A 20,620-nucleotide genomic window follows, 5' to 3' on the forward strand; every position below is an offset into this window, starting at 1 on the left:
TATAAAGGCGATATGGGGTTCGGCATGCTGGACGGCCTGCGCTTCGATGCCGACACCGGCAGGGATGGGGCAAAGATCGGAGAAAAACGCGCCGACGGCAGCTTCGTCGAGCCGAAAGCCCATATCATTGTCACCACCGAGCCTCTGTTCACGCGCTGGCTGCACGAACACAAGACCTGGTGGGACAAGGGCAGCAAGAACGTGCCGCAGCAGGTCGATGCCGCCCTGAAGTTCGAGGGCCTCTACACCCAGGCGATCTCGACCGATGCCGCGGTGGTCAATTTCGACGAGTTGCCGATCGCCAAGCCGGCGTCGGCCGCCCTGGCTTACGGCTTCCTGGCCGGCCGCACCCAGGATTCGTTCCCCGACAAGGCCGACGAGGTGTTCGTGGCGGCGCTCGCCGGCGGCAAGATGTATGTCGCCTATGGCGAGATCGAGCCGGCGGTGCAAGTGCCGGGCTGCACCGCGATCCGAACCGACTACAACAAGAAGGCCGATGCGGCGGCCGAGAGGCTCGAGCGCAAGCAGATCACCAGGCAGGCCTATGACAAGCTCGGTGACCTGCGCCAGCAGGGCGAGGATGCGTTCAAGCGCTGCTTCACCGAGCGCGCGCCGCAACAGCCGGCCTTCGCCGCGGCCACCAGGCAGGCCCAGGCGCTGCTCAAGGCGGCGATCGGCAAATAGCTCGGCGAGCTATTGACCGGCGGCAATCCCAACTTCAGCACGGCATCTTGTCTGTCATGGATGCTAATCAGATAGATTGCCACAACAAGCTCCGTCCTCTGCGACATCAGCGCTTCGATCGCCTGCGCGTGATGTCGATCTATTGTGGCCGATGTCTTAGCAAGATCGCGGTGCCGATAATGGTTCTTGTCGTCAGATTTCGCGGCTAGTCGTGCAGGGTTCGTGCAGGCGAGGTTTGCGGCGCGGGGTTTGATCGGCGACCCGCGCCAGCCTATCTTCCCCGAAAGTTCAGCATCCCCGTGGAGACGCCATGACCGCCATTAGCCCGTTCCGCATCGCCGTCAGCGACGATGTCCTCGAGGATCTGCGTAATCGGCTGCGCCGGACCCGCTGGCCGGAAGCCGAACTGGTCGACGACTGGAGCCAGGGCGCGCCGCTGCAATGGATCAAGGACGTCTGCCACTATTGGGCCGAGACCTATGACTGGCGGCAGCGCGAGGCGCGGCTCAACCGCTTCAGCCAGTTCACCACCGAAATCGACGGGCTCGACATCCACTTCATCCATGTCCGCTCGAAGCATCCGGAGGCGCGGCCCTTGATCATCACCCATGGCTGGCCGGGATCGGTGGTCGAATTCCACAAGGTGATCGAGCCGCTGACCGATCCGACCGCGCATGGCGGCCGCGCCGCCGATGCCTTCCACGTGGTGTGCCCGTCATTGCCGGGCTTCGGCTTCTCGGCCAAGCCTATAGCGACGGGCTGGGGCGTCGACCGGATCGCGACGGCCTGGGCCGTCCTGATGCAGCGGCTCGGCTACGCCAGCTATTTCGCGCAAGGCGGCGACTGGGGCTCCGCGGTCACGACCGCGATCGGCGGGCAGGATGCTGCACATTGCGCCGGCATCCACATCACGCTTGCGATGTCGACCCGGCCCAATGTCGAGGGGCAGCCGACGCCGGAGGAGACGAGGGCGCTCAACGGCATCAAATATTATGCCGACTGGGATTCCGGCTATTCCAAGCAGCAGTCCACGCGGCCGCAGACGCTCGGCTATGGCCTGACGGATTCGCCCTGCGGGCAGGCGGCCTGGATCCTGGAAAAATTCTGGGCCTGGACCGATTGCGACGGCCATCCGGAAAACATCCTCAGCCGCGACGAACTGCTCGACAATGTCATGCTGTACTGGGTCACCGCGACGGCTGCGTCATCGGCGCGGCTCTATTGGGAAAGTTTTGGGCCGGGCAAGCGAACCCCGCACAAGGTGAGCGTGCCGACCGGCGTTGCCGTGTTCCCCAAGGAGATCGTCACGCCGGTCCGCAAATGGATGGAGACAAACTTCACCAACATCCGGCACTGGAGCGAGATGCCGAAAGGGGGACATTTCTCGGCATTCGAGCAACCCGAGCTGTTCATCGGCGAGGTGCGCGAGTTCTTCGGGAAGCTGCGCTAAGCCTGACGCGTATGTTGGTCTGAAGCGGTTTGTGACAGAATGCGCCGTGCAACGGAGGACGTCGGCGTGCTGCTTGATCCCCGCCTCGGCGACTTTGAGGACAATGCCGCCAGCCCGGAACAGCGTTCGTTGTTCGCGATCTTGGGTAGCCTTCTGGTTGAGATAAGCCCGACGAAACTGTTGTTCGCCTGGACGGTTTCGCTTCTGCTTCCGGGCGTACTGCTCGGCCTTGCGCCACTGGTCGCATCCGCCTGGATTTCGAGCCTTTCGCAACACGCTCTTGCCCTGTCCGAAGTGGGCGCCGTGCTGATGCTGATTGTGATCGCGGCCTTGGGATGGCTCGGCGGACGACCGCTGCTTCAAATCGCGGAAACAAGCTTCTGGTCGCTGAACGCGCTCGCGGTCCAACCGAGTTATGCCTTCACGCGCGAGGCGCTGGGCCATCTGGCGGAGCTGCTTTGGCGCACCGGCGCAACTCCTGCTTCTCGCACGAGGCTGCGCCGCGGTTGCTCGGTCGGCGCCGGCATACTGCTCTCCGCGGGGGCGTCATTGATCGCGGCCCTGGCCTGGCCTGCCTCGCAATGGACTGCGACCGTCAATGACCTTGTTCTGATCCATCATCTGGTGTTGCCGACGTTCGCGAACGCCGTAGTGCTGGTGTCCTGCTATCTTGCGGTCGCATCACTGGCCTGGAGCGTGGCCGACGCCAGTATGGAACAACCGGCCGACCTGGCCGGATTCGACGCGACGCCGTCCGGAGGCCGCTGCTGGCGCGTTGCGCATCTGTCCGATCTTCACGTGGTCGGTGAGCGGTACGGCTTCCGCATCGAAAGCGGAACCGCCGGTCCGCAGGGAAACGAGCACTTCAATCGCGTGTTGGCTCGCCTTGCCGAAATTCACACCATTGATCCGCTCGACCACGTGCTGATCAGCGGCGATATGACGGACGCCGGCCGGCCCGGCGAATGGGCGGAATTTCTCGATGCGTTGGCAGGTCATCCCGAGCTTGCAGCACGCATCATCATGCTTCCGGGCAATCATGACGTTAACGTCGTGGATCGTGCCAATCCTGCGCGCCTCGACCTGCCGTTCAGCCCAGGCAAGCGGCTACGGCAGATGCGTACCCTGTCGGCGATCGCGGCGGTCCAGGGCGATCGCGCGCGCGTCATCGACGGTTCCGGCAAACCGTCGGCCACGCTGAACCAGGCGCTTGCCCCTTATCATGATCGGATAACACAATTTGCGCAGCACGGGGGCGTGCGCCGCGCAGCGGCGCTCCGTGGCCTGTTCGATGATCAATTCCCGATGATCCTGCCGCCGGACCAGGACGGCGGCCTCGGGATCGCCATTCTCAACTCCAACGCCGAAACCCACTTCTCCTTCACCAACGCGCTCGGTTTGGTTTCGGAAGCGCAAACGCGGCGGTTGGAGGCTGCGATCCGTCATTTTCCGACGGCATGCTGGACCATCGCGCTACATCATCACGTGATGGAATATCCCATGCCGGTGAAGACATTTGCCGAGCGCATTGGGACAGCCTTGATCAACGGCAGCTGGTTTGTACGCAGGTTACAAAGGTTTTCCGATCGCTCGGTGGTGATGCACGGTCACAGGCATATCGACTGGATCGGTACATGTGGTGCGTCGAGGATCGTCTCGGCCCCGTCGCCGGTGATGGGGGCCGACGATGCAGCCAGCTATTTCTATATCCACAAAATGATGGTCGGCCCGGATCGGAAGCTCTGCCTCGTCGAGCCCGAGCGGGTTGAGATTGCCGCAAGCTAGGACGCTTCCGGCTTGTCATGGTGCAATCCGCCACACAGATCGGCTATCCATGCGGCCGACGGACTCTCGGCACAGAAGGTCAGAATAGCGAGCGTGATCGGCACGCCGATGAAGGTCCCAAACAAGCCCCAAAGCGAGCTCCAGAAGAAGATCGCAAACAGCACCAGAAACGGCGAGATCGACAACGTCGAGCCGGCCACCCGCGGTTCGATATAGCTGCCTACCACGAACTGGATGACGTTGAGGCAGGCGAACACGCCGAACACCGCGGGCCAGCTCTCGAACTGCGTCATGGCCAGCAGCGTGGGGAACAGCGTCGCGATGAAAGGACCGACGAAGGGAACGTAGTTGAGGACAAAGGCGATCACGCCCCATTCGAATGCGAATGGCAGCCCGGTCACGGCGGCGAACAGGCCGACCAAGAGACCCGTGACCGCGCTCATCTGCGTCCGCACCAGCATATATTTGCGAAACTTGGCGGCCGTCGCTTTGCTGCCCTTGAGCAGGACGCGCGCAGCTGTGCGATTCTCCAGCCGCTGGATTCGTCGACCAGCGTCTTCGACCTCGAGAAGTCCCAGCACGACATAGACCAGCGCGATGAGCCAGAAACTCAACGTGGTGTTGACGCGCCCCGTGACGTATTGCGTGGTGCGCAGCAGCCAGCCGACATTGAAATGCTCCGCCCAGACGCCGGCGAACGAGACGCCATGGCCGTCGAGCCAGATCACCGCGGCATCGTAGAAGGCCTGATACCGCGCCGCATCCGCGATCAAGGAGCGCCCGACGCGGCCGAACCCCCATGCTGCCAGCGAGGCAAACGCGATGCAGGTGGCAACCGTAACAACGACAGTAATGGCGAGCGCGAGGAGTTTCGGCAGCCACGACTGCAGCCGTTGCTGAACGGGCCAGACGATCGCGATGATGAACAGGGCGGCCGCAAGCGGGGCGAGCACGCTGCGCGCCTGAGCCACCGCCGCAATCACCAGCACCGCGGCGATGATGCCGGTCGTGATCTTCAACCCGCCAGCCATCCTTGGGTTACCCGATCTCCGTGAACGCAGACATTGTCAGCCTGTCTCGTAGCGCGACAAGACGGAAATGGACTTGCGGCGCAGCTACAGCAATCCTCGATAGATCCCCGGCGCGGAGCCTTCGATGGCCACCGCGCCGACAGCTTTCGCATAGAATTCCGCCGGCCCGACGCCGCCGATGATGGCGTAGCCGAAACCCTGGTGCTTCATGTCCTCGAGGCAGGCAAACAGCAGCGCCTTGCCGATTCCGCCCTGCTGCGCCTTCGGCGCGACCCCGGTCGGACCGAAGAAGTTGCGACAGGCTGCGTCGTGGCAGGCGAATCCGAGGATCTTCTTTTGCTGGATCGCGATGAAGCAGGAGACGGGTTGGCGGCTGAACGCGACCTCGGCTTCGCTGGCCCACGCCTCGCTGAATGTCTCCCGCACCCAGGCCACGACCTTGTGCTTTTCCGGGGCGAGCGCGCGGCGCATGACAATTCCGACCTTGAGCAATCGATCGTAGGCGGGCCGGGAATCGGGCAGGGCGTAGAGCTTGACGAGCATGTCCATCCGGCGAGCTTAGTTGAAAACGCATCCCGCGGGCAAATCACGGGAGCAAGGTCGAGGCGCCGGACTAGCATTTGCGTTGTTGCTTGTTCGCGGCCTTGTTCGCGGTCCTGGCTTCACGTGCAATTGCCCAGAAATACCCGCCGCAGAACGCAACAATCGCGACAATCACACCGGCGGCGATCAGCTCTTGCATATCAGCGGCTCTCCACGTAGACCTATCTCGTTCACGTGGGAATTATACCCACGAATACGCCGACGAAGAGGCAAGTCGGTTTCGGGACGTAACGAGGCGGAGTGAATGCAATGGTGACGGTCAGCGCAGCAGACAGGCGTCTTCGGGCGATTGTTGCTCTCGTCGTCATGGTCGGCGTCGGTTCGGCGCAAGCCGCCCGAACTCCCGATGTGTCGGATGCCAGTGGGAGCACCGTCTCCATGCCGATCGACACACGGAGCCGGACGTCCGCGATGGACGGCGTGGTCCGCGCCGTCCAGCTTCCCAAGGGCGCTTTCCGCGATCAGCGAGACCTACGGAGACTGGATCGTCAAATGCCAGCTCGACGGCGGGGCCAAGCTGTGTACCCTCGGGCAGACACAGTTCGCCAAGGAAACCAATCAGCAAATCTTCGCCATCGAACTGATTCCCAGGGACGGAAAGGCCGAAGGCAACATCTTGATGCCGTTCGGGCTGAAGTTCGACGCCGGGGCCGTCCTCAAGCTTGACGGCAAGGATCTCGAACAGACGCGCTTCTCCACCTGCACGGCGCAAGGCTGCTTGCTGCCGGTATCCTTTCCCACGGCCGTGACCGACACCACCAGCAAGGCCAAAATGCTCACCGTTGCCGCACAGAGCATCAGCAACGGGCAGGCCGTCGTCTTTAACGTCCCCCTCAACGGCTTCGCCGCGGCGCTGGAGCGCACCTCTGGCGCGTACTCCGCGAAGCTGTTGGCCGGGACGAGGCACCGGCTCTCCGGCTTGAGCCAGCCGCGCCAGTGCGGCGACGACGTGTTGCGGATGTTGGTGACCGGCGGCCCACCCGTACGTGGCGGTGGCGGCATGCCCCAGCGCATCGTCACCATCTCGGTGCCCGTGTCGGTGTTGCGGATCACCGGCGCGGGATAGTCGGGAAACACGCCGGGCATCGGCGGGAGGTTGCCGACGTAGCGGTTGACGACGCGAAAGAGGCGAATGATCGCCTCTTGGTTGGTCGTGATGCTGTAGAGGTTGCACATCGACTGCGATCCGGGATCATTCCTTTCGCCACATCAATACGCCGCGAGTGCGCCGTCCGGGAAACTTCGGACGCTCTTGGAAGTCCGTCATGAGCGACAAAGTATCACCGTCTCGCTTCAAGGTCCGAAGCTGGTCTGTGCCAATCCAAGCCGGAAGCCATGCGCTGTCCACAATTGTGCTGAGACGGTTACCTTCGACGCGGTATCGGCCTGAGTAGGCACACATACTACCGATGAGTTGATCGGCTGTTGCTGAAGCGATCCGATCACCAGCTGTCAACAAGGCCAGCAATCGCCCTTGTTCGGTAAAAGTAACAAACCCCACAGGATGCTCATCCCACCATGGCTGTAACTCGTTACTACCTTCGGTCTCGACCTGAAATGAAATGAGTTTCCAAGTGCCCACAAGCGGATTGGTATCAGCAGACTGTACCATCATCTCCTCCCGTCGAATGGTAGTCCTCAGCGTTCGCCCGGCAACCACGTCGATGGCGGGTCATTCGCCGTGATCTTGGTAGCTCGCAGCGCGATCAGATGGCTGCGCTTGAACGGTCGCCCCTGGACCCGGGAGCATTCCTTGCAGCGCATGTAGCGCTCCAGCTCATGAACCGGCGTCGACTTCGGGCGTCGCACGATGTCGAGCGCAACGGTCTGGTTGGTGTTGCAGCCGAGGCAGCGCACTTCGAGATAGCCGTACCCGGCGTTGAGCGCGTCGCCCAGCGTCGGCGACGGCTGGGCCGGTCCCTTGAAGCCGAGCATGCGCGCGTTCCAAGCCTCGCAGGCCAGCCGGTCTGCTCGCTTGCGCGCTTCCGCCGCCTGCTCAGCCGCCGCGCGGACGGACGCGCCATAGATGCTCTCGCGAGATTTGGTGCCCATGATCGACGAAAGATCGCTCAGAGGTCAGCCGGTCGGCAAGCCGCTACGTTTAGCAGCCAATCGCGCAGCGGGCACAACCGGCCGGTCAAGAGCGGGCGGACCCGCGCGCGCGTGACAGCAGCGAAAAAAGTGCCAGAAAGCTGATTATTCAATGAAAACAATGTTTTACATCGCTCGCGATAGCTGGCTGAAAGTGGAAGCTCGGGGTTCGCCCGGGCTTCCAACAGGAGCAAGCGCGTGCAAGCAAATCCGAAACCCTTCGCCGTCTTTCGGACGGCACCCGGCCAGCGCCGGAAGCCGCTGTTCACCGTCCACGCCTACACCCTCGAAGCGGCCCGCCAGATCGCCGCCGCCCGGGTGGCGGGTGAAACCATCGTCGTCCCGGTCAAGGGAGCGCGCCGATGATCCCCGCGACCCGGAACGGCCTTCCGTCGATGGCCTGCGTCTCAGCGATGCAGAAATGCGTTCGCCGGGGCATGGAGCGCGAGGCGATGGAGTTCGCGGTCGAGCTGATGCACACGTCGAAGGCGTTCGCCTCGATGGTGTGCAAGCGGCTGCAGATCATCTCCCATGAGGACATCGACACGGCGGCGCGGCGGGTCCCAATAGGCCCTTAGACCGTTCACCTTCAGGTCCGCCGGTGCCAGACCATAGCTTCGGCCCATCGTGTGACGGGCAAATACCGGGCATTTACGGTGGATGACGTCCGTTGATGTCCGGCCTGATCTGGAAGATAGTTGGAAACGCGAACAAACGGTGGGGGCCGCGATGACGGAAGTAGCGTTGCCCGAGACGCAGTATGCGCAGAGCGGCGACTTCAACATCGCCTATCAAGTCATGGGCGACGGGCCCACCGACATTATCCTAGTTCCGGGCATTATATCCCACATCGATTTTCAGCACGAACTCCCGGGCTATACGCGCTTTCTTCGTCGCTTGGCGAAGTTTTCAAGGGTCGTCACGTTCGACAAGAGAGGTCAAGGACTATCAGATCGGTTGGCCGACGTACCGTCTCTTGAGGAACGTATCGACGATGTCCGCACGATCATGGACGCAATCAACTCCAAGCGTGCTGCGCTAGTTGGCTTCTCTGAAGGCGCGTCGATGAGCGTTCTATTCGCGACGACCTACCCAGAGCGCGTTTCCCACTTGGTCTTATTCGGAGGGCTGGCGCGGATATCAGACCTGCTCCCGCCCAACCTCACGCCATCCGAGGTTCAGGAACGGTTAGGTTACGTCGTAAAGAGTTGGGGAAACGGGGACTTCCTCAAGCGAGTTTTCGCGAGTGATGCTGGCAATCCGGAGATACTCGCTCGCATCGCAAAATTCGAAAAGTTGGGCAGCAGTCCTGGCGCACTGAAATCCTACATACTTTCGAACCGACGGATAGACATCAACCCCATCCTCCCAGTCGTCCGCACGCCAACCCTAGTGCTGCACCGAACAACCGACGCGCAGGTGCCTGTAACGTTAGGCCGCCAGCTCGCCGCCGGTATCCCGGGAGCGAAATACATTGAATATCCGTCGGGCGATCACGCGTTCTGGACGGGAGACATTGAGCGCCTTACCGGAGACATCGAAGAATTCATCACTGGACAACGCGCCAGCGAGGGAATTGATCTGGAGCGCATACTCGCTACCGTTCTCTTTACTGATATCGTTGGATCGACCAATCTCGCTTTGCAACTCGGCGATCACCGTTGGCGCGACCTCTTGGACAATCACGACGATCTTTCCGGCCGGATTGTCAGCAAGCATCGCGGCACTTTGGTGAAGAGCACAGGCGATGGCGTTCTGGCGACCTTTGACGGTCCGGGGCGGGCTGTGCGATGCGCCTTGGCGCTCAGTGAAGAGAGCAAGAGTATTGGCCTGCCCGTACGCGCAGGTCTTCATTGCGGCGAGGTCGAAATCAGAGGCAACGACATCGGTGGCATTGCCGTCCACGCAGCCGCGCGGGTGATGTCGCAGTCGGGAAGCAATGAGGTATTTGTCTCGCGGGTGGTCACCGACCTCGTAGCAGGCACCGATCTGAAGTTCTCCGAGCGAGGCTCATACGAATTAAAGGGGCTGCCCGGGAAATGGGATCTTTTCGCCGCGAGCAAATAGTAGGCCGCCTTGACGCCATAGACGGCGCTGCCATTCCGGCGCAGCACCGTTGCGCGCTCCTCGGCGCAATGCGACCGAAGCATCTCGATAGATCGCCGCCGGTCAAGCCGCGAAAGCGCCCGCCATGATCGCCATACCAGTTCCAAATCGCTCATCGCGCTATCCTACGGAAGTCGCAACGATAACCCGGCGCAGCAAAATCGCGAAAAGACGGGACCAAATACGCGAAAGGCCCGGCGTCCCGCGTACCGCCTTTCGAGGGCACGGCTCAAAGTACCTTAGCTTAGGTCCCGTTGCCGATTAGGCCACGAACTCGTTTGACGAGGCGCCATCAGATGTTCTGGCCCCATCAATTTCCATTGGACACCATCTGCTCTTACCCGTTTGGACTGCCGATGCTCTCCGGGGTGAACAGAGTTTCATATCTCGATTAGCGCAGGGTATTGACGTCCGCTAGCGCCCTCTTCAAATGGTTCCCGGCATCGGGGAACCTCAAATGAAGGACATGAAGGCGCACTTGGAGAAGCTTCGGGTCGAGGCCGAGGAGTGCGAACTCATCAGCAAGCTCGCGACCAACGAGACTAAGAAAGACTTGTTTGCCAAGCTAGCCGCCCATCATCGGGCGCTCGCTGATGAGGTGGAACGGACGATCAACGCTTCCAAACCGCAGAGCACATAGGAGTTTGGTTGCCGTGTTCGCGTCGTAGTTCTGCCGGTCCGGGGATCTCCGTGGGTGAACCGAGTGCCAGTCCCAGTTAGCGCGCTTTGTACGCCGTGATGACTTGGTGGAATTCGTCGTCATCGTCTACGGTCAATAAACCGATGACCATCCAGCCTGCGCACAAGCCGAGAACTATCAGCGCCATTTTTAGCCACGGTCTCATAAAGGCTAATATGCTCCGAGAACCAGCTATTTACCACCCCAGGGTGCTTTGCCGTGGCACAAATTGCACCGGCGATCCCTAGCATCCGGGCGTAGAGTTCCAAAACTCCAAACGCAGGGGTTGTTGCAGTGACCTTCCTTTTAGCGCGCTCATCGTGGCGCTCGGGCTAAGCCCCATCGCAATCGTGGCTATTGCCCTGTTCATATAGAAAAGAGAGGCCGCCCGTCGAATGCCCTGAAAGCCGGCCCGCTCGCGCACCGAAAACCTTAACGGGATCGGCAGTATCAAGCCTCTCGCGCGATATCACTGCCGGCAACCCAGACTGGCGTTGCCGATTAACGGTTTTCTACCAATTGGTGTCAGTCTAGGTCATTGCGGTTAGGTCGCGACGAGCGACAACGCATTCCGGAATGCTCAACCTGACCAGCCCGGTTGGCGGTCTCCCTATGGGGCCCACGATGATCAAAGGTTTTGCGATTGCAGCCCTCGCGCTGCTAGGTGCATCGCAGGTAGACCAGTATCTCACCCACGGCCGATACACCGACGCCACCATGATGATGGTGAGACAGATGAGGCACTCCTTTGGGATTTAGCAGTCCCGGGCTCTATGCAACCTTAGGGGTTCCGCTCTAGTGAGGACGAGCGCAGGGGTGTACTGCGCCTTGGGCTTACCGGCGGCCCTAGCTACCTGAGCTAGGGCCGCTCCTCGGCTCGTCGATCCTCACATGACGTCGCTCAAGTTCATGCAGGCACCTTTTGCAATCGTCGCTCCCAAGGCAGCGCCGGCACCTTCAATGCGAAGGCGCCATCGCCGAGCAGTGCTTGGGCGAGTAGCATCACCGCCCAGACAAAGGGCATTTCCCATCCGCCTTCGACGAACCAGAAGTTCTTACGGACCATCCAGAAGTGCGTGGCACCGAGCATCATCGGCAGCGTGTACAAGCTCACCCAGCGGGTATAGACGCCGAGCAGCAACAGGATGCTCGCCGCGAATTCCGCGCTCAACGTGTATGTGAGCACCCATTCTGGATATCCGGCTTTCAATAGGCCGTTCCACCAAAGACTGATCGGCTTCAAGATGAACTTGCCGTAGAGCGCCGCCAGGAACAGCCCGGCAATCGTAATCCGCAAAATGAACGCAGCGTAAGGCGCAGTCCTTTGGTCGATTATCGCATGCTCCCAATGAAGCGGAAGCGCATGGTCTACTGGCAGGAGATCGTCCGACGGAACGGCGCGACCGCAAATACTAATAAAAGAATGCAGCCATTGGAGGCGCTGCGCGCGATGCAGTCTATCGGTAAAAACCCGGACGACATGCCGGTAAACCGGAGCCACCGTATTCATCCGGAATGGAAGTTCGCCCCGCACCGCAGCATATACCCAGTGTTCATCGAGTTCATATTTGCATTTCGCCCGGCCGTCTTAATTGGCGGCCGGGCTTTTGTGTGCCGATCGGTGCTAGTTCTTCTTGAGATCGCGCAGTTTACGCATGTAGTAGCCGTGGCTCTGGACCGCCTGTCTGATCTCCTCGCTGACCCTGACGACCCTCCTTCTGCTCTTGCGCCACTTACCTTGAGCGCTGACAGCCGGCACCGGAAAACCCTTTCTCACGACGAGCAGATCATGTCTGACATTGAAATACACCTCGACCATGTAATCTCCCAAAACCGTTGAAAGTATGGGTCCAGAGCAGATCGCCGTTCGCCGAAATGCAACCGGGTCTTTGGCGCTCGCCTGTGAATATCAAGGACAAGCGGCGTGCTCGTCGATCCTGAGACGGTATTTTCTGTTTGGATGTTGTTCGTATGCCGCACCCAACGACCAACGACTATCTGGACGAATATGATCGGGAGCTAGACGAGATCGTTGCCGCCTGCGACGGCGATGTGCGCAGCGCTCTGAGGGCTCTCTTGCTGGTCAACGAGCAGTTGGAGCGCATCCTAAATTGTTTGAACGCGGAACTGATCGAGCACGTGTCGCGGCATCGACGGCAGACGGTGCACTAAGCCGCAAATGGGCTCGGGCGAAACATGACGCAGCCTAGAATGTCGCCATCTGTGTCGCAAACCCGGTGGCGCGGCTATGGCAAGTCCTTTGGACAGAGCGGAGACGTGCCAACATTCAACAGTTGAGAGACGGCAGTCACCAATTGGGCGGGCGCAAATGGCTTCGTCAAAAGGATGCTGTTGGGCACGCCGTTCGCAGTCCATTGCTCGGCGCTGGCGCCGGTCATGTAAACGATCGGAAAATCGGGATGCATTTCTCGGACACGGCGAGCAAGCTGCCAGCCATCCATCGTATTCGCGCCGAGATTTACATCGGTGACGAGGGCTCGGTACTTATCTCAACTTCTCGCAACAAACTCAACGCCTCATCGCCGGACGAAACGCCAAATGGCGCAAAGCCCGCCTCGCTAAGAGGACCGCTAATGAAGCTGTGGACCAAATGCTCGTCATCGACGATTAAGATATCGATAGTGTCCAAGGGGCCACCTCCCGCCGCAGCGTTGAGCGAGTTCCAAATTGACGCCCTGGCAGGAAGATGGTTCCCTTCGGGACGCATAAAGTCACTCCCCTCGGTTCTTGCGTTTCATCATTCGAGGGGCCGGCGGTGTTCTCCCGTGTCGATCCAGATGGACATCTCATCTGCCGGGGGCCTTGCGTAAGCCAAATGGCTTCGCACCGCTTTACAAAGAAAGGGTCCCACACGTGCGGGCTCCCAAGACGCCCGTCTGGTATTCCGCACGTAATTCAGGCGACGAGACGTAGATTGGTCTCAGGTTGCTTTGCGAGGCTGCCAATGATCCGTCGCAACTCGGCCGCGACGCCGTCGATTTTCCTTCATTCGCGTCGAATGATTGTAGACCTTGCCGGTGACGGTGGGCACGGCGACCTCGGCCTTCTTGCTCGAGGAATGATCGAGGCAACGTGCGATCCACGCATCATCAAAGCCAAGATCGCCGGCCAAGGTCGCCGCCGTCCGCGTAGATCGTGCTGATCGCCGAGCGGGCAGGCCAAGACGTATTGCTTGTTCGATGCCCTGAGCGCCTCGCGGGCAATCTCGACCGCCAGGTCGGACAGCGGCTGCTGGATCACTCGGCGCTTCTTCACCCGCTTGAGGGGCACGTCAAGTCTACCCATTGCTCGGGGCCCATGGGTGCGATCGGCTCCCAACTTTCCCTACGCTCTCTTCAACAGGGAGGGCGGAACGAAGAGCAAAGCTCGGGCGAAACACGCCGCGAGAACGCGGATTTGTGACTCACAGATCGTGCAACAATTTCAGCGTTGTCCCGGCGAAGGCCGGACCCATTACCACGAATGCGAATTGTTGCGCGACGCTGGGGCCACGGCCTGTTTTTCAACAACGCTACCCTGTGGTTATGGGTCCCGGCCTTCGCCGGGACGACGAATGGAGAAAGCCTGCGCCGGCTTTCGCTTTCAATCCCGATACGATGGATCCGCCCGGTCGAGCTTGCGCAGCAGAGCGGGCCAGGCGAGTTCGCCGTTGCGGGCGGCGCGGCCGGGCTTCGGCAGCATCCGCTCATAAGTGTCTTCGAGGATATTTTGCGGCGGATAGATCAGCTTGGTGTTGCAGGACAGCGCCATCACCTGGGTCTGGCAGGCGCGCTCGAGGCGGAACAGCACGTTGAAGGCGGCGGGCACGGTGCGGCCGACGACCAGGAGGCCATGGTTGCGCAGGATCATCGCCTCGTTGTCACCGAGGTCGCGGACAAGGCGTTCGCGCTCGTCGACATTGTCGGCGATGCCCTCGAAGTCGTGATAGGCGATGTGCAGGAAGCGCATCGAGGTCTGCGCCAGCGGCAGCAGGCCGCATTCCATCGCCGAGACCGCCATGCCGGCCGGGGTATGGGTGTGCGCGACGCAATCCATGTCGTGCTTGGCCATGTGGATGGCGCTGTGAATGACGAAGCCCGCGACATTGACGTCATAGTCGGTTGTGTTGAGCAGCGTGTTGCCTTCGACGTCGACCTTGATCAGGCTGGAGGCGTCGATCTCCTCATACAGCATGCCGTAGGCATTGATCAGGAACTGGTCGGTGGTGCCGGGCACCCGGCAGGAGATGTGGTTCGCGATCATCTCGGTCATGCCGTACATCGCCGTCAGCCGGTAACAGGCGGCAAGATCGACGCGGGCCTGCCACTCCTCGGCGCTCACCTGCTCGCGAACCGATTTGACGACCTTGATCGCGGGCGAACTGACGGGGGGATTCATGGCGTTCTCTCCTTGAGGTATCTGCGGGCCGCGGCCCGATCATTGCCGCGGACCATAGCAGAATCCGCGCGGCGGCAAGCTGCGCTGCGTCTGCGTATTTGCAGGTCTGGCGGGCAAAAACCGAATGCGGATTGGCGCGCCGCGCCTTCAATGCCACAATGCGGAACACAGCCGAGGTGCACCAAAATGAGCGATCGCAAGATACGTATCGCCGTCCTGCATTTCTCCCACGAAACCGTCTCGTTCCTGCCGAACGAGACCACGCTCGACGACTTCATCTATCCGGGCTCGCCGGCCAAAGGCGAGGCGCTGCTGCAGTTCGATCCCAAGAACTGCATGGGCGGCTTCGTGCAGGTGGCGCGCGAGTTCTCCGAGGTCGAACTGGTCGGCATCGAATCCCCGCTGTGGCCGAAGACTTACACCGGATCCGGCTGGATTACCGAGGAAGCTTATCGCACCTTCACCGGCAAGATGATCGCCGGATTGAAGGAGGAGGGACCGTTCGACGGCGTCTATCTGTGCTTGCATGGCGCGATGGCCGTGCGCGGCGTGCCGCGTCCCGAAGCCGATCTGGCGCGGCAGGTGCGCGAAGTGGTCGGCCGCTCCGCCTTCATCGCGGCGACGTTCGATCCCCACGGCAACGAGGATGAGGCGTTCCTCGAGCAGGCGGACATGGCATTCGCGGTCAAATATTTCCCGCATTATGACGCGCATCTGCAGGGCGAACGCGCGGCGCGAATGCTGGTGCGGGCGATCCGAGGCGATTACAAGCCGGCGCACAGGACGATCAAGGTTCCCGTGATCTCGCCCACGGTGCTGCAATGGACCGGGGCGCGGCCCTGGATGGACCTCGTGCAGCGCGCGCTGGTCTGGGAGGCGCGCGAGGTCGACGTCTATGTCAACATCTTCTTCGGCTTCCCGTTCGCCGACGTTCCCGATGTCGGCATGACCGTGCAGGTTCTGACCAACGACAATCCAAAGCTCGCCGAGCAGGTCGCGCGCGATCTCGCCGGCACGATCTGGCGGCTGCGCGAACCCTTGCTGCAATCGACCAGGCTGTACAGCATCACCGAGGGTATTGCGCTGGCCAAGCAGGCCGTCGCCGCTGGCAACACACCGGTGGTGCTGGCCGATCACAGCGACCGGTCGGGGTCGGCGACCTGGCTGCTGCGTGAGATCATCGCGCAGGACCTCGCCAACACCGTGATCGCGACCATTGCCGACGCCAGGGCGACCGCAAGCCTGAAGGCCGCGGGCGCCAAGGCCGGCGATACCTTCGACATGGAGATCGGTGGTCGCGCCGACGAGTCGGCAGGCGATCCGGTTCGGATTCAGGGCACGGTTTCGGCGACGGGCGAGGGCTACGGCCAATTCTGGGTCTGCGTGCGCTTCGGCCGCAACAATGTGCTGATCCTGTCCACCTATCTGGTGCAGGTCATGGAGCCGTTTTCGCTGAAGGCGCTGGTGCCCGACATCGGCGCCTTTGACGTGATGGCGATCAAGTCGCGGGTCCATTTCCGGCGCGGCTTCGACGACAATGGATTTGCCAAGACGATCCTCCTGGTCGAACCCGATGAGCCGTTCCTCGGTACCACGCGTCTCGACAAGCTGCCGTACAAGAACGTCGATCTCGCGCAGTTCTATCCGTACGGCAATCCGGCGTTTTTGGAGCAATCGTCATGACGGAGGGACGCTATCGCCTGATCGGCTCGACTGCGTCGCCCTATGCGATCAAGCTGCGCGCGCTGATGCGCTACCGCCGGATCCCGCACGACTGGGTGATCATGACCAAGGCTTTGCGCGAGGCAACCGCGCATCTGAAGCCGATGCTGATCCCGGTGCTGCAATATCCCGACGGCAGCTACCGCGGCGAGACCACGACGCTGGCCTATGATCTGGAAGCGCGGCATCAGGGACGGTCGGTGATCCCCGAAGACAAGGCCATCGCTTTCATCAGCGATCTGCTCGAGGACCTCGCCGACGAATGGGCGGTGAAGCCGTTGTTTCTCTATCGTTGGTGGGATCCGGAAGACCAGGCCTATGTCTCGCGCTGGGCCGGCGAGGAGTGGTCAACATCGGAGGCCGAGGCCGGCAGCCGCGAGGAGATCGAAGAGTTCCGGCAGCGGCAGATTTCGCGCATGGTCATTCTCGGCGCGACGGATGAGAACAGGCCGCTGCTGGAGGAGAGCTACCGGCGTACGCTTGCCGCGTTCGAGCCGCATGTCGGCATGAGCAGCTATCTGTTCGGCAGCCGGCCGTCGCTGGCGGATTTTGCCTGGTTCGGCCAGCTCAGCGAGATGGCGACCGACCCGACCCCGATGCGGATCATGCGCGAGCGCGCGCCGTTCACCGATCATTGGGTGCGGCGGCTCGACGATGCATCAGGTGTCGAGGGTAACTGGTATCCTCGTGAGCAGGCGCTTGGCGGGTTCGCCGAGGCGCTGCTGCGGATCGCCGGCGAACTTTATCTGCCGTTCCTTGCGGCCAACGCGGATGCCTTCGCCAAGGGCCTCGAACGGCTCGAGATCAACGTCTGGGGACTGCCCTACGCGCTGGCGCCGTTCAAATATCAGGTCAAATGCCTGCAGCAGCTGCGCCAGAAGTTTACTGCGCTCGATGCCGGCGATCGCGCGGCGTTGAAACCCGTGCTGGAACGCACCGCGTGCTGGGCGATCCTGAACGGAGGCTGATCGATCAGCGACGATAGGCCGATTCGAAACGGTCGGCGCCTACGTCCGGTGCCGGCTGCCAAGCGCGATCGCGATCGTCTCCGGCTGCTTGATCCGCTCGATCAGCATGTCGATGCGGTCGCCGCCCCAGAACAATTCGCCGTTGAACACCATGCTGGGAACGCCGAACACGCCGAGCGCTTCGGCCTCGTCGATGATGCGATCATGTTCGGCGCGGGCAGGGCCGCGAACATAGGCCTCGAAGGCGTCGGCGGAGCCACCGACCGCGGTGATCACGCCGGCAATCTCGGGTAGCTCGTCGATCTCCAGCTCGTGATTCCAGAACCTCCGGAACACCGTATCGTGATAAGGCCGGAACAGCCCGTGACGCTGCGCGAACAGCATCCCGGCGCTGGCGTAGAAGGCGTCGTAGATCCGGCGCGGGCCCTTCATGGTCAGTCCCTGCGCGTTGGCGAACCGGCGCGCATCCATGTAGGCGTAGCGCACCTTGCGCCAGAAGTGCGGTGTACGCTCCTCGACCGTGCCCATGAATTCGGGAATGCGCAGCGTGTAGGGCAGCCATTCCAGCTCGACGCTGTATGTCTCCTCGAGTTCGAACAGCCGCTTGTTGGCGACATAGGCATAGGGAGACTTGTAGTCGGTGTAGATTCGGACCCGCGGCTTTTCCATCATCATTCCCCATCTCGTCGCGACAATTGTTCCCGATCCCGTGCGGTGGCGCAATGCGGCGTGACGAAGGGGAGATCGCGGGCAAACGAACGGGCCCCGGTGCAGTCAAGCATCGCGGGGCCCTGCTACTTCGTTTTAGCGAAGGATGTCTGGTATCGACCAGTCGTGTTTCGGGACCTAAAAGCGCGTGGCCTTTGCGCTCCTGTCCTGCGGATATGTTCAGATTGTCGGTGGCGCACGCGGCTAGCAGCTGCTGTTTGCCTCAACGTGCACCGAGACCTTGCCGCTGAGCAAGGTCGCTGGCTTGCGCCGGTGGCGTCATGCTCCTCTCCAAGGGTGGGCCGACGGACATCTGTCCGCTTCAGCTGCCTGACGGCCGATCCCATAATCGTCCGTCAATTCCTGCGACGCGAGGAGCAAGCGCTCCAGCACCCCAACAGGTGCAGTCAGCGAAATGCTGCGGCAGTTATAGCCATCTGTCAAGTTAACGAGCGAGGGAATTCAGGTCAGGAGTCCTGTCGCGACTTGGTCTTTCGATATTGGGTGAAGTCCGGATCGTGCGTCATCTTCCAGTAGTCGACGAACCGCCACGGCATCGCCGAGAACACCCGGCCGCTGCTGTTGCGGTAGTAGGTCGTCATGCCCGGATGCGTCCAGATCAATTGCTCGTGCTCGGCGTCGACGTCGCGGATATACGCGTCATGCGCGTCGGGATGCACGTCGATCGCGGCGATGTCATTCTCGATCATCTCGACAAGGCACGCGGAGATGTAGCGGCTCTGGCACTCCGACTGGAAGATGACGCTGCCGCCATGCGCAGGCCCCGAATTGGGGCCGAGCATCAGAAAGAGATTGGGGAAATCAGGCACGGTGAGGCCGAGATAGGCGGTCGGATTGTCGTCGCGCCACGCCTGCTTGAGGTTCTTGCCGTCACGCCCGGTGATGTTGAGCCGCGCCGCCATCTCGGAGACCTTGAAGCCGGTCGAGATCACGACGACGTCGTGCTGCCGCGACGTGCCGTCGGCTGTGACGATTCCGTGCCGATCGAAATGGTCGATCTTGTCGGTGACCAGCTCGACATTCGGTTTGGTCAGCGTCTTGAACCAGTTGTTGTCGAGCAGGATGCGCTTGCCGTAGGGCGGATAGGTCGGCATGCATTTCTCGATCAGGTCGGGGCGATTCTTCAGCTCGGACAGGATGAAGTCGGCGAGCTCCTGGCGATGCCGGTCGTTGCCCTTGTTGACGGCGCGGTCCGGATGCGGCCAGGCCGGATCCTTGCGCAGGAACGGCAGCAATCCGTCGCCGTAACGCCAGAACATGTTGAAGCGATACCACTGCACATAGAACGGCAGATGCGCGAGCAGCCACTGCGCACCTTCGGTGATCGGATCGGAATAGCCTTTCACCGGCCGCGCCCACTGCGCGGTGCGCTGGTAGACGGTAACCGAGGCGACGCGGTCGGCGATCGACGGCACCAGCTGCATCGCGGTTGCGCCGGTCCCGATCACGGCGACATGCCTGCCGTCGAGCTTGATGTCGTCGGACCACAGCGCCGAATGAACCTTCAGACCCGTGAACGCTTCGTCTCCCTCAAAGCGGGCAGGCAGGGGATCATTGAGCTGGCCGATCGCGCTGACCAGCGCGGTGGATTCAAAGGTTTCTTCGCCGCGGGCGGTCTTCAGCGTCGAGATCCAGCGCCGCTTGCCTTCGTCCCAGCGCGAGGCGACGAGCTCGGTATTGAGGCGGACATGCTTGCGGATGTCGTATTCGCGCACGACCTTGAGCAGATAATCGAGCAGCTCCTGGCGCTGCGCGAAATAGCGGGTCCACGGATTGCGGGCGCCGAACGAGAAGGAATAGGAGTGGTTCGGCGTATCGACGCCGCAGCCGGGATAGCGGTTGACGTACCAGGTGCCGCCGATCTCGTCCTGCCTCTCGACAATCGTATAGGGGATGCCGAGCCGGCCGAGCGCGACGCCAAGCGCGATCGCGCAGACCCCGGCGCCGACGATCAGCACATGCTGCTGCGCCAGCTTCTCGCCAGAAGGGCGCTCGCGCCAGCGCGCGTCGCGTGGGATGAAGCCCATCTCCTCCCGCATCAGCGGCGCATATTCCGGCGCGACATTGTCGCCGAGCGTTGCGCGCATCATCCGCAGCATCAGCTCATTGCCGGGATCGGTGATGACGGGCTTCGGGGTGCCGTTCGCGAACAGGTTCAGGACCGCCGCGCGAATCTCGTCCTGGATCTCCTGAGGCACACCGGCGTCGGGATCCGGGATCAGACGGACGTCGCGCTTCGGCTTGTAGGGCGGCTCGAGCCACTTCTCGTCGCCGGTCATGTGCACCAGCACCATCAGCAGCACGCGGATGTCGCCCTCGGCGATGGCGGAGGACAGATCGAGGTGTTTGCGCGGAAGCTCGATATTCATGCGTT

22 protein-coding genes and 2 pseudogenes are annotated in these 20,620 nt (G+C 61.6%); 11 read left to right on the forward strand and 13 right to left on the reverse strand.

The features are described from left to right. Positions 1–24: 24 nt before the first annotated feature. From J2R76_RS40070 to J2R76_RS40080, 3 genes are all read left to right on the forward strand, one after another. The gene (locus J2R76_RS40070) at positions 25–684 is read left to right on the forward strand and encodes a hypothetical protein (protein WP_253625937.1); all 660 of its coding nucleotides are present in this window, start codon (positions 25–27) and stop codon (positions 682–684) included. A gap of 310 nt (positions 685–994) precedes the next feature. Beyond that, the gene (locus J2R76_RS40075; protein ID WP_253625938.1) at positions 995–2,134 is read left to right on the forward strand and encodes an epoxide hydrolase family protein; all 1,140 of its coding nucleotides are present in this window, start codon (positions 995–997) and stop codon (positions 2,132–2,134) included. A 66-nt stretch (positions 2,135–2,200) separates the two neighbouring features. Next, positions 2,201–3,919, forward strand: a complete 1,719-nt coding sequence (locus tag J2R76_RS40080; protein ID WP_309143564.1) for a metallophosphoesterase — start codon at positions 2,201–2,203, stop codon at positions 3,917–3,919. Here the strand turns inward: J2R76_RS40080 and J2R76_RS40085 are convergent. The 3 genes from J2R76_RS40085 to J2R76_RS40740 form a co-directional block, all read right to left on the reverse strand. Further along, positions 3,916–4,950, reverse strand: a complete 1,035-nt coding sequence (locus J2R76_RS40085) for an AI-2E family transporter (protein ID WP_253625940.1) — start codon at positions 4,948–4,950, stop codon at positions 3,916–3,918. The genes J2R76_RS40080 and J2R76_RS40085 overlap by 4 nt on opposite strands. 84 nt (positions 4,951–5,034) lie before the next feature. Continuing rightward, positions 5,035–5,499 (reverse strand): GNAT family N-acetyltransferase, encoded by a 465-nt coding sequence (locus tag J2R76_RS40090; protein WP_253625941.1) that lies wholly within the window; start codon positions 5,497–5,499, stop codon positions 5,035–5,037. A gap of 64 nt (positions 5,500–5,563) precedes the next feature. Further along, entirely contained in the window at positions 5,564–5,692 is a 129-nt protein-coding gene (locus tag J2R76_RS40740) for a hypothetical protein (protein ID WP_256521342.1), read from the reverse strand. A gap of 216 nt (positions 5,693–5,908) precedes the next feature. On the opposite strand from J2R76_RS40740, the pseudogene J2R76_RS40095 reads away from it, so the two are divergent. Beyond that, positions 5,909–6,355, forward strand: a pseudogene (locus J2R76_RS40095) (invasion associated locus B family protein); the annotation flags it as partial. Positions 6,356–6,417: 62 nt separating this feature from the next. On the opposite strand, the pseudogene J2R76_RS40100 reads toward J2R76_RS40095, so the two are convergent. The 3 genes and pseudogenes from J2R76_RS40100 to J2R76_RS40110 form a co-directional block, all read right to left on the reverse strand. Then, positions 6,418–6,729 (reverse strand): annotated as a pseudogene (locus J2R76_RS40100) (SOS response-associated peptidase family protein); the annotation flags it as partial. Between the two features lie 16 nt (positions 6,730–6,745). After that, the gene (locus J2R76_RS40105; protein WP_253625942.1) at positions 6,746–7,168 is read right to left on the reverse strand and encodes a lipocalin-like domain-containing protein; all 423 of its coding nucleotides are present in this window, start codon (positions 7,166–7,168) and stop codon (positions 6,746–6,748) included. A gap of 23 nt (positions 7,169–7,191) precedes the next feature. After that, positions 7,192–7,605 (reverse strand): hypothetical protein, encoded by a 414-nt coding sequence (locus J2R76_RS40110; protein ID WP_253625943.1) that lies wholly within the window; start codon positions 7,603–7,605, stop codon positions 7,192–7,194. A 237-nt stretch (positions 7,606–7,842) separates the two neighbouring features. Here J2R76_RS40110 and J2R76_RS40115 point away from each other — a divergent pair, with 237 nt between their 5' ends. From J2R76_RS40115 to J2R76_RS40130, 4 genes are all read left to right on the forward strand, one after another. Next, positions 7,843–8,010 (forward strand): hypothetical protein, encoded by a 168-nt coding sequence (locus J2R76_RS40115; protein ID WP_253625944.1) that lies wholly within the window; start codon positions 7,843–7,845, stop codon positions 8,008–8,010. Continuing rightward, positions 8,007–8,222: a hypothetical protein gene (locus tag J2R76_RS40120; protein ID WP_253625945.1), complete on the forward strand. Its 216-nt coding sequence runs from the start codon at positions 8,007–8,009 to the stop codon at positions 8,220–8,222. Before J2R76_RS40115 ends, J2R76_RS40120 begins: the two co-directional genes overlap by 4 nt. A gap of 82 nt (positions 8,223–8,304) precedes the next feature. Next, a complete protein-coding gene (locus tag J2R76_RS40125) occupies positions 8,305–9,711 on the forward strand; it encodes an adenylate/guanylate cyclase domain-containing protein (RefSeq protein WP_253625946.1) in 1,407 nt (468 codons plus the stop codon). Between the two features lie 496 nt (positions 9,712–10,207). Further along, entirely contained in the window at positions 10,208–10,390 is a 183-nt protein-coding gene (locus J2R76_RS40130; protein WP_018272863.1) for a hypothetical protein, read from the forward strand. Positions 10,391–11,336: 946 nt separating this feature from the next. Here the strand turns inward: J2R76_RS40130 and J2R76_RS40135 are convergent. Together J2R76_RS40135 and J2R76_RS40140 are read right to left on the reverse strand one after the other, a co-directional pair. Further along, on the reverse strand, positions 11,337–11,930 hold the full coding sequence (locus J2R76_RS40135) for a DoxX family protein (RefSeq protein ID WP_253625947.1): 594 nt from the start codon (positions 11,928–11,930) through the stop codon (positions 11,337–11,339). Between the two features lie 123 nt (positions 11,931–12,053). Next, a complete protein-coding gene (locus J2R76_RS40140) occupies positions 12,054–12,248 on the reverse strand; it encodes a hypothetical protein (protein WP_016847326.1) in 195 nt (64 codons plus the stop codon). A 152-nt stretch (positions 12,249–12,400) separates the two neighbouring features. On the opposite strand from J2R76_RS40140, the gene J2R76_RS40145 reads away from it, so the two are divergent. After that, complete coding sequence (locus tag J2R76_RS40145) at positions 12,401–12,601, forward strand: hypothetical protein (RefSeq protein ID WP_016847327.1); 201 nt, start codon at positions 12,401–12,403, stop codon at positions 12,599–12,601. A 74-nt stretch (positions 12,602–12,675) separates the two neighbouring features. Here J2R76_RS40145 and J2R76_RS41185 read toward each other — a convergent pair whose 3' ends face one another. The 3 genes from J2R76_RS41185 to J2R76_RS40160 all read right to left on the reverse strand — a co-directional run bounded on the left by J2R76_RS41185 (position 12,676) and on the right by J2R76_RS40160 (position 14,827). Further along, positions 12,676–12,891 (reverse strand): hypothetical protein, encoded by a 216-nt coding sequence (locus tag J2R76_RS41185; protein ID WP_375166561.1) that lies wholly within the window; start codon positions 12,889–12,891, stop codon positions 12,676–12,678. Positions 12,892–13,370: 479 nt separating this feature from the next. Then, positions 13,371–13,562 carry a hypothetical protein gene (locus J2R76_RS40155; RefSeq protein WP_016847329.1) on the reverse strand — a complete coding sequence of 64 codons (192 nt, stop codon included), beginning with the start codon at positions 13,560–13,562 and terminating at the stop codon, positions 13,371–13,373. 470 nt (positions 13,563–14,032) lie between these two features. Next, positions 14,033–14,827: a class II aldolase/adducin family protein gene (locus J2R76_RS40160; protein WP_168856052.1), complete on the reverse strand. Its 795-nt coding sequence runs from the start codon at positions 14,825–14,827 to the stop codon at positions 14,033–14,035. A gap of 186 nt (positions 14,828–15,013) precedes the next feature. On the opposite strand from J2R76_RS40160, the gene J2R76_RS40165 reads away from it, so the two are divergent. Together J2R76_RS40165 and J2R76_RS40170 are read left to right on the forward strand one after the other, a co-directional pair. Next, positions 15,014–16,510: a M81 family metallopeptidase gene (locus tag J2R76_RS40165; RefSeq protein WP_253625948.1), complete on the forward strand. Its 1,497-nt coding sequence runs from the start codon at positions 15,014–15,016 to the stop codon at positions 16,508–16,510. Then, positions 16,507–17,517 carry a glutathione S-transferase N-terminal domain-containing protein gene (locus tag J2R76_RS40170; protein ID WP_253625949.1) on the forward strand — a complete coding sequence of 337 codons (1,011 nt, stop codon included), beginning with the start codon at positions 16,507–16,509 and terminating at the stop codon, positions 17,515–17,517. Before J2R76_RS40165 ends, J2R76_RS40170 begins: the two co-directional genes overlap by 4 nt. A 39-nt stretch (positions 17,518–17,556) precedes the next feature. On the opposite strand, the gene J2R76_RS40175 is transcribed toward J2R76_RS40170, so the two are convergent. Beyond that, a complete protein-coding gene (locus J2R76_RS40175; RefSeq protein WP_253626142.1) occupies positions 17,557–18,186 on the reverse strand; it encodes a 2-hydroxychromene-2-carboxylate isomerase in 630 nt (209 codons plus the stop codon). A 506-nt stretch (positions 18,187–18,692) separates the two neighbouring features. Beyond that, entirely contained in the window at positions 18,693–20,615 is a 1,923-nt protein-coding gene (locus J2R76_RS40180; RefSeq protein WP_253625950.1) for an NAD(P)/FAD-dependent oxidoreductase, read from the reverse strand. Positions 20,616–20,620 lie beyond the last annotated feature (5 nt).

This window comes from Bradyrhizobium sp. USDA 4532, assembly GCF_024171315.1.
Taxonomy (GTDB): Bacteria; Pseudomonadota; Alphaproteobacteria; order Rhizobiales; family Xanthobacteraceae; genus Bradyrhizobium; species Bradyrhizobium australafricanum.

What these genes read in the sequence shown, in the direction of transcription:
- J2R76_RS40165 (WP_253625948.1), top strand. Translation starts at nt 15,014, where the DNA reads ATGAGCGATCGCAAGATACGTATCGCCGTCCTGCATTTCTCCCACGAA.
- J2R76_RS40090 (WP_253625941.1), bottom strand. Translation starts at nt 5,499, where the DNA reads ATGGACATGCTCGTCAAGCTCTACGCCCTGCCCGATTCCCGGCCCGCC.
- J2R76_RS41185 (WP_375166561.1), bottom strand. Translation starts at nt 12,891, where the DNA reads ATGGATGGCTGGCAGCTTGCTCGCCGTGTCCGAGAAATGCATCCCGAT.
- J2R76_RS40175 (WP_253626142.1), bottom strand. Translation starts at nt 18,186, where the DNA reads ATGGAAAAGCCGCGGGTCCGAATCTACACCGACTACAAGTCTCCCTAT.
- J2R76_RS40070 (WP_253625937.1), top strand. Translation starts at nt 25, where the DNA reads ATGCTGGACGGCCTGCGCTTCGATGCCGACACCGGCAGGGATGGGGCA.
- J2R76_RS40140 (WP_016847326.1), bottom strand. Translation starts at nt 12,248, where the DNA reads ATGGTCGAGGTGTATTTCAATGTCAGACATGATCTGCTCGTCGTGAGA.
- J2R76_RS40160 (WP_168856052.1), bottom strand. Translation starts at nt 14,827, where the DNA reads ATGAATCCCCCCGTCAGTTCGCCCGCGATCAAGGTCGTCAAATCGGTT.
- J2R76_RS40105 (WP_253625942.1), bottom strand. Translation starts at nt 7,168, where the DNA reads ATGATGGTACAGTCTGCTGATACCAATCCGCTTGTGGGCACTTGGAAA.
- J2R76_RS40085 (WP_253625940.1), bottom strand. Translation starts at nt 4,950, where the DNA reads ATGGCTGGCGGGTTGAAGATCACGACCGGCATCATCGCCGCGGTGCTG.
- J2R76_RS40110 (WP_253625943.1), bottom strand. Translation starts at nt 7,605, where the DNA reads ATGGGCACCAAATCTCGCGAGAGCATCTATGGCGCGTCCGTCCGCGCG.
- J2R76_RS40170 (WP_253625949.1), top strand. Translation starts at nt 16,507, where the DNA reads ATGACGGAGGGACGCTATCGCCTGATCGGCTCGACTGCGTCGCCCTAT.
- J2R76_RS40145 (WP_016847327.1), top strand. Translation starts at nt 12,401, where the DNA reads ATGCCGCACCCAACGACCAACGACTATCTGGACGAATATGATCGGGAG.
- J2R76_RS40075 (WP_253625938.1), top strand. Translation starts at nt 995, where the DNA reads ATGACCGCCATTAGCCCGTTCCGCATCGCCGTCAGCGACGATGTCCTC.
- J2R76_RS40740 (WP_256521342.1), bottom strand. Translation starts at nt 5,692, where the DNA reads ATGCAAGAGCTGATCGCCGCCGGTGTGATTGTCGCGATTGTTGCGTTC.
- J2R76_RS40120 (WP_253625945.1), top strand. Translation starts at nt 8,007, where the DNA reads ATGATCCCCGCGACCCGGAACGGCCTTCCGTCGATGGCCTGCGTCTCA.
- J2R76_RS40130 (WP_018272863.1), top strand. Translation starts at nt 10,208, where the DNA reads ATGAAGGACATGAAGGCGCACTTGGAGAAGCTTCGGGTCGAGGCCGAG.
- J2R76_RS40125 (WP_253625946.1), top strand. Translation starts at nt 8,305, where the DNA reads ATGACGTCCGTTGATGTCCGGCCTGATCTGGAAGATAGTTGGAAACGC.
- J2R76_RS40180 (WP_253625950.1), bottom strand. Translation starts at nt 20,615, where the DNA reads ATGAATATCGAGCTTCCGCGCAAACACCTCGATCTGTCCTCCGCCATC.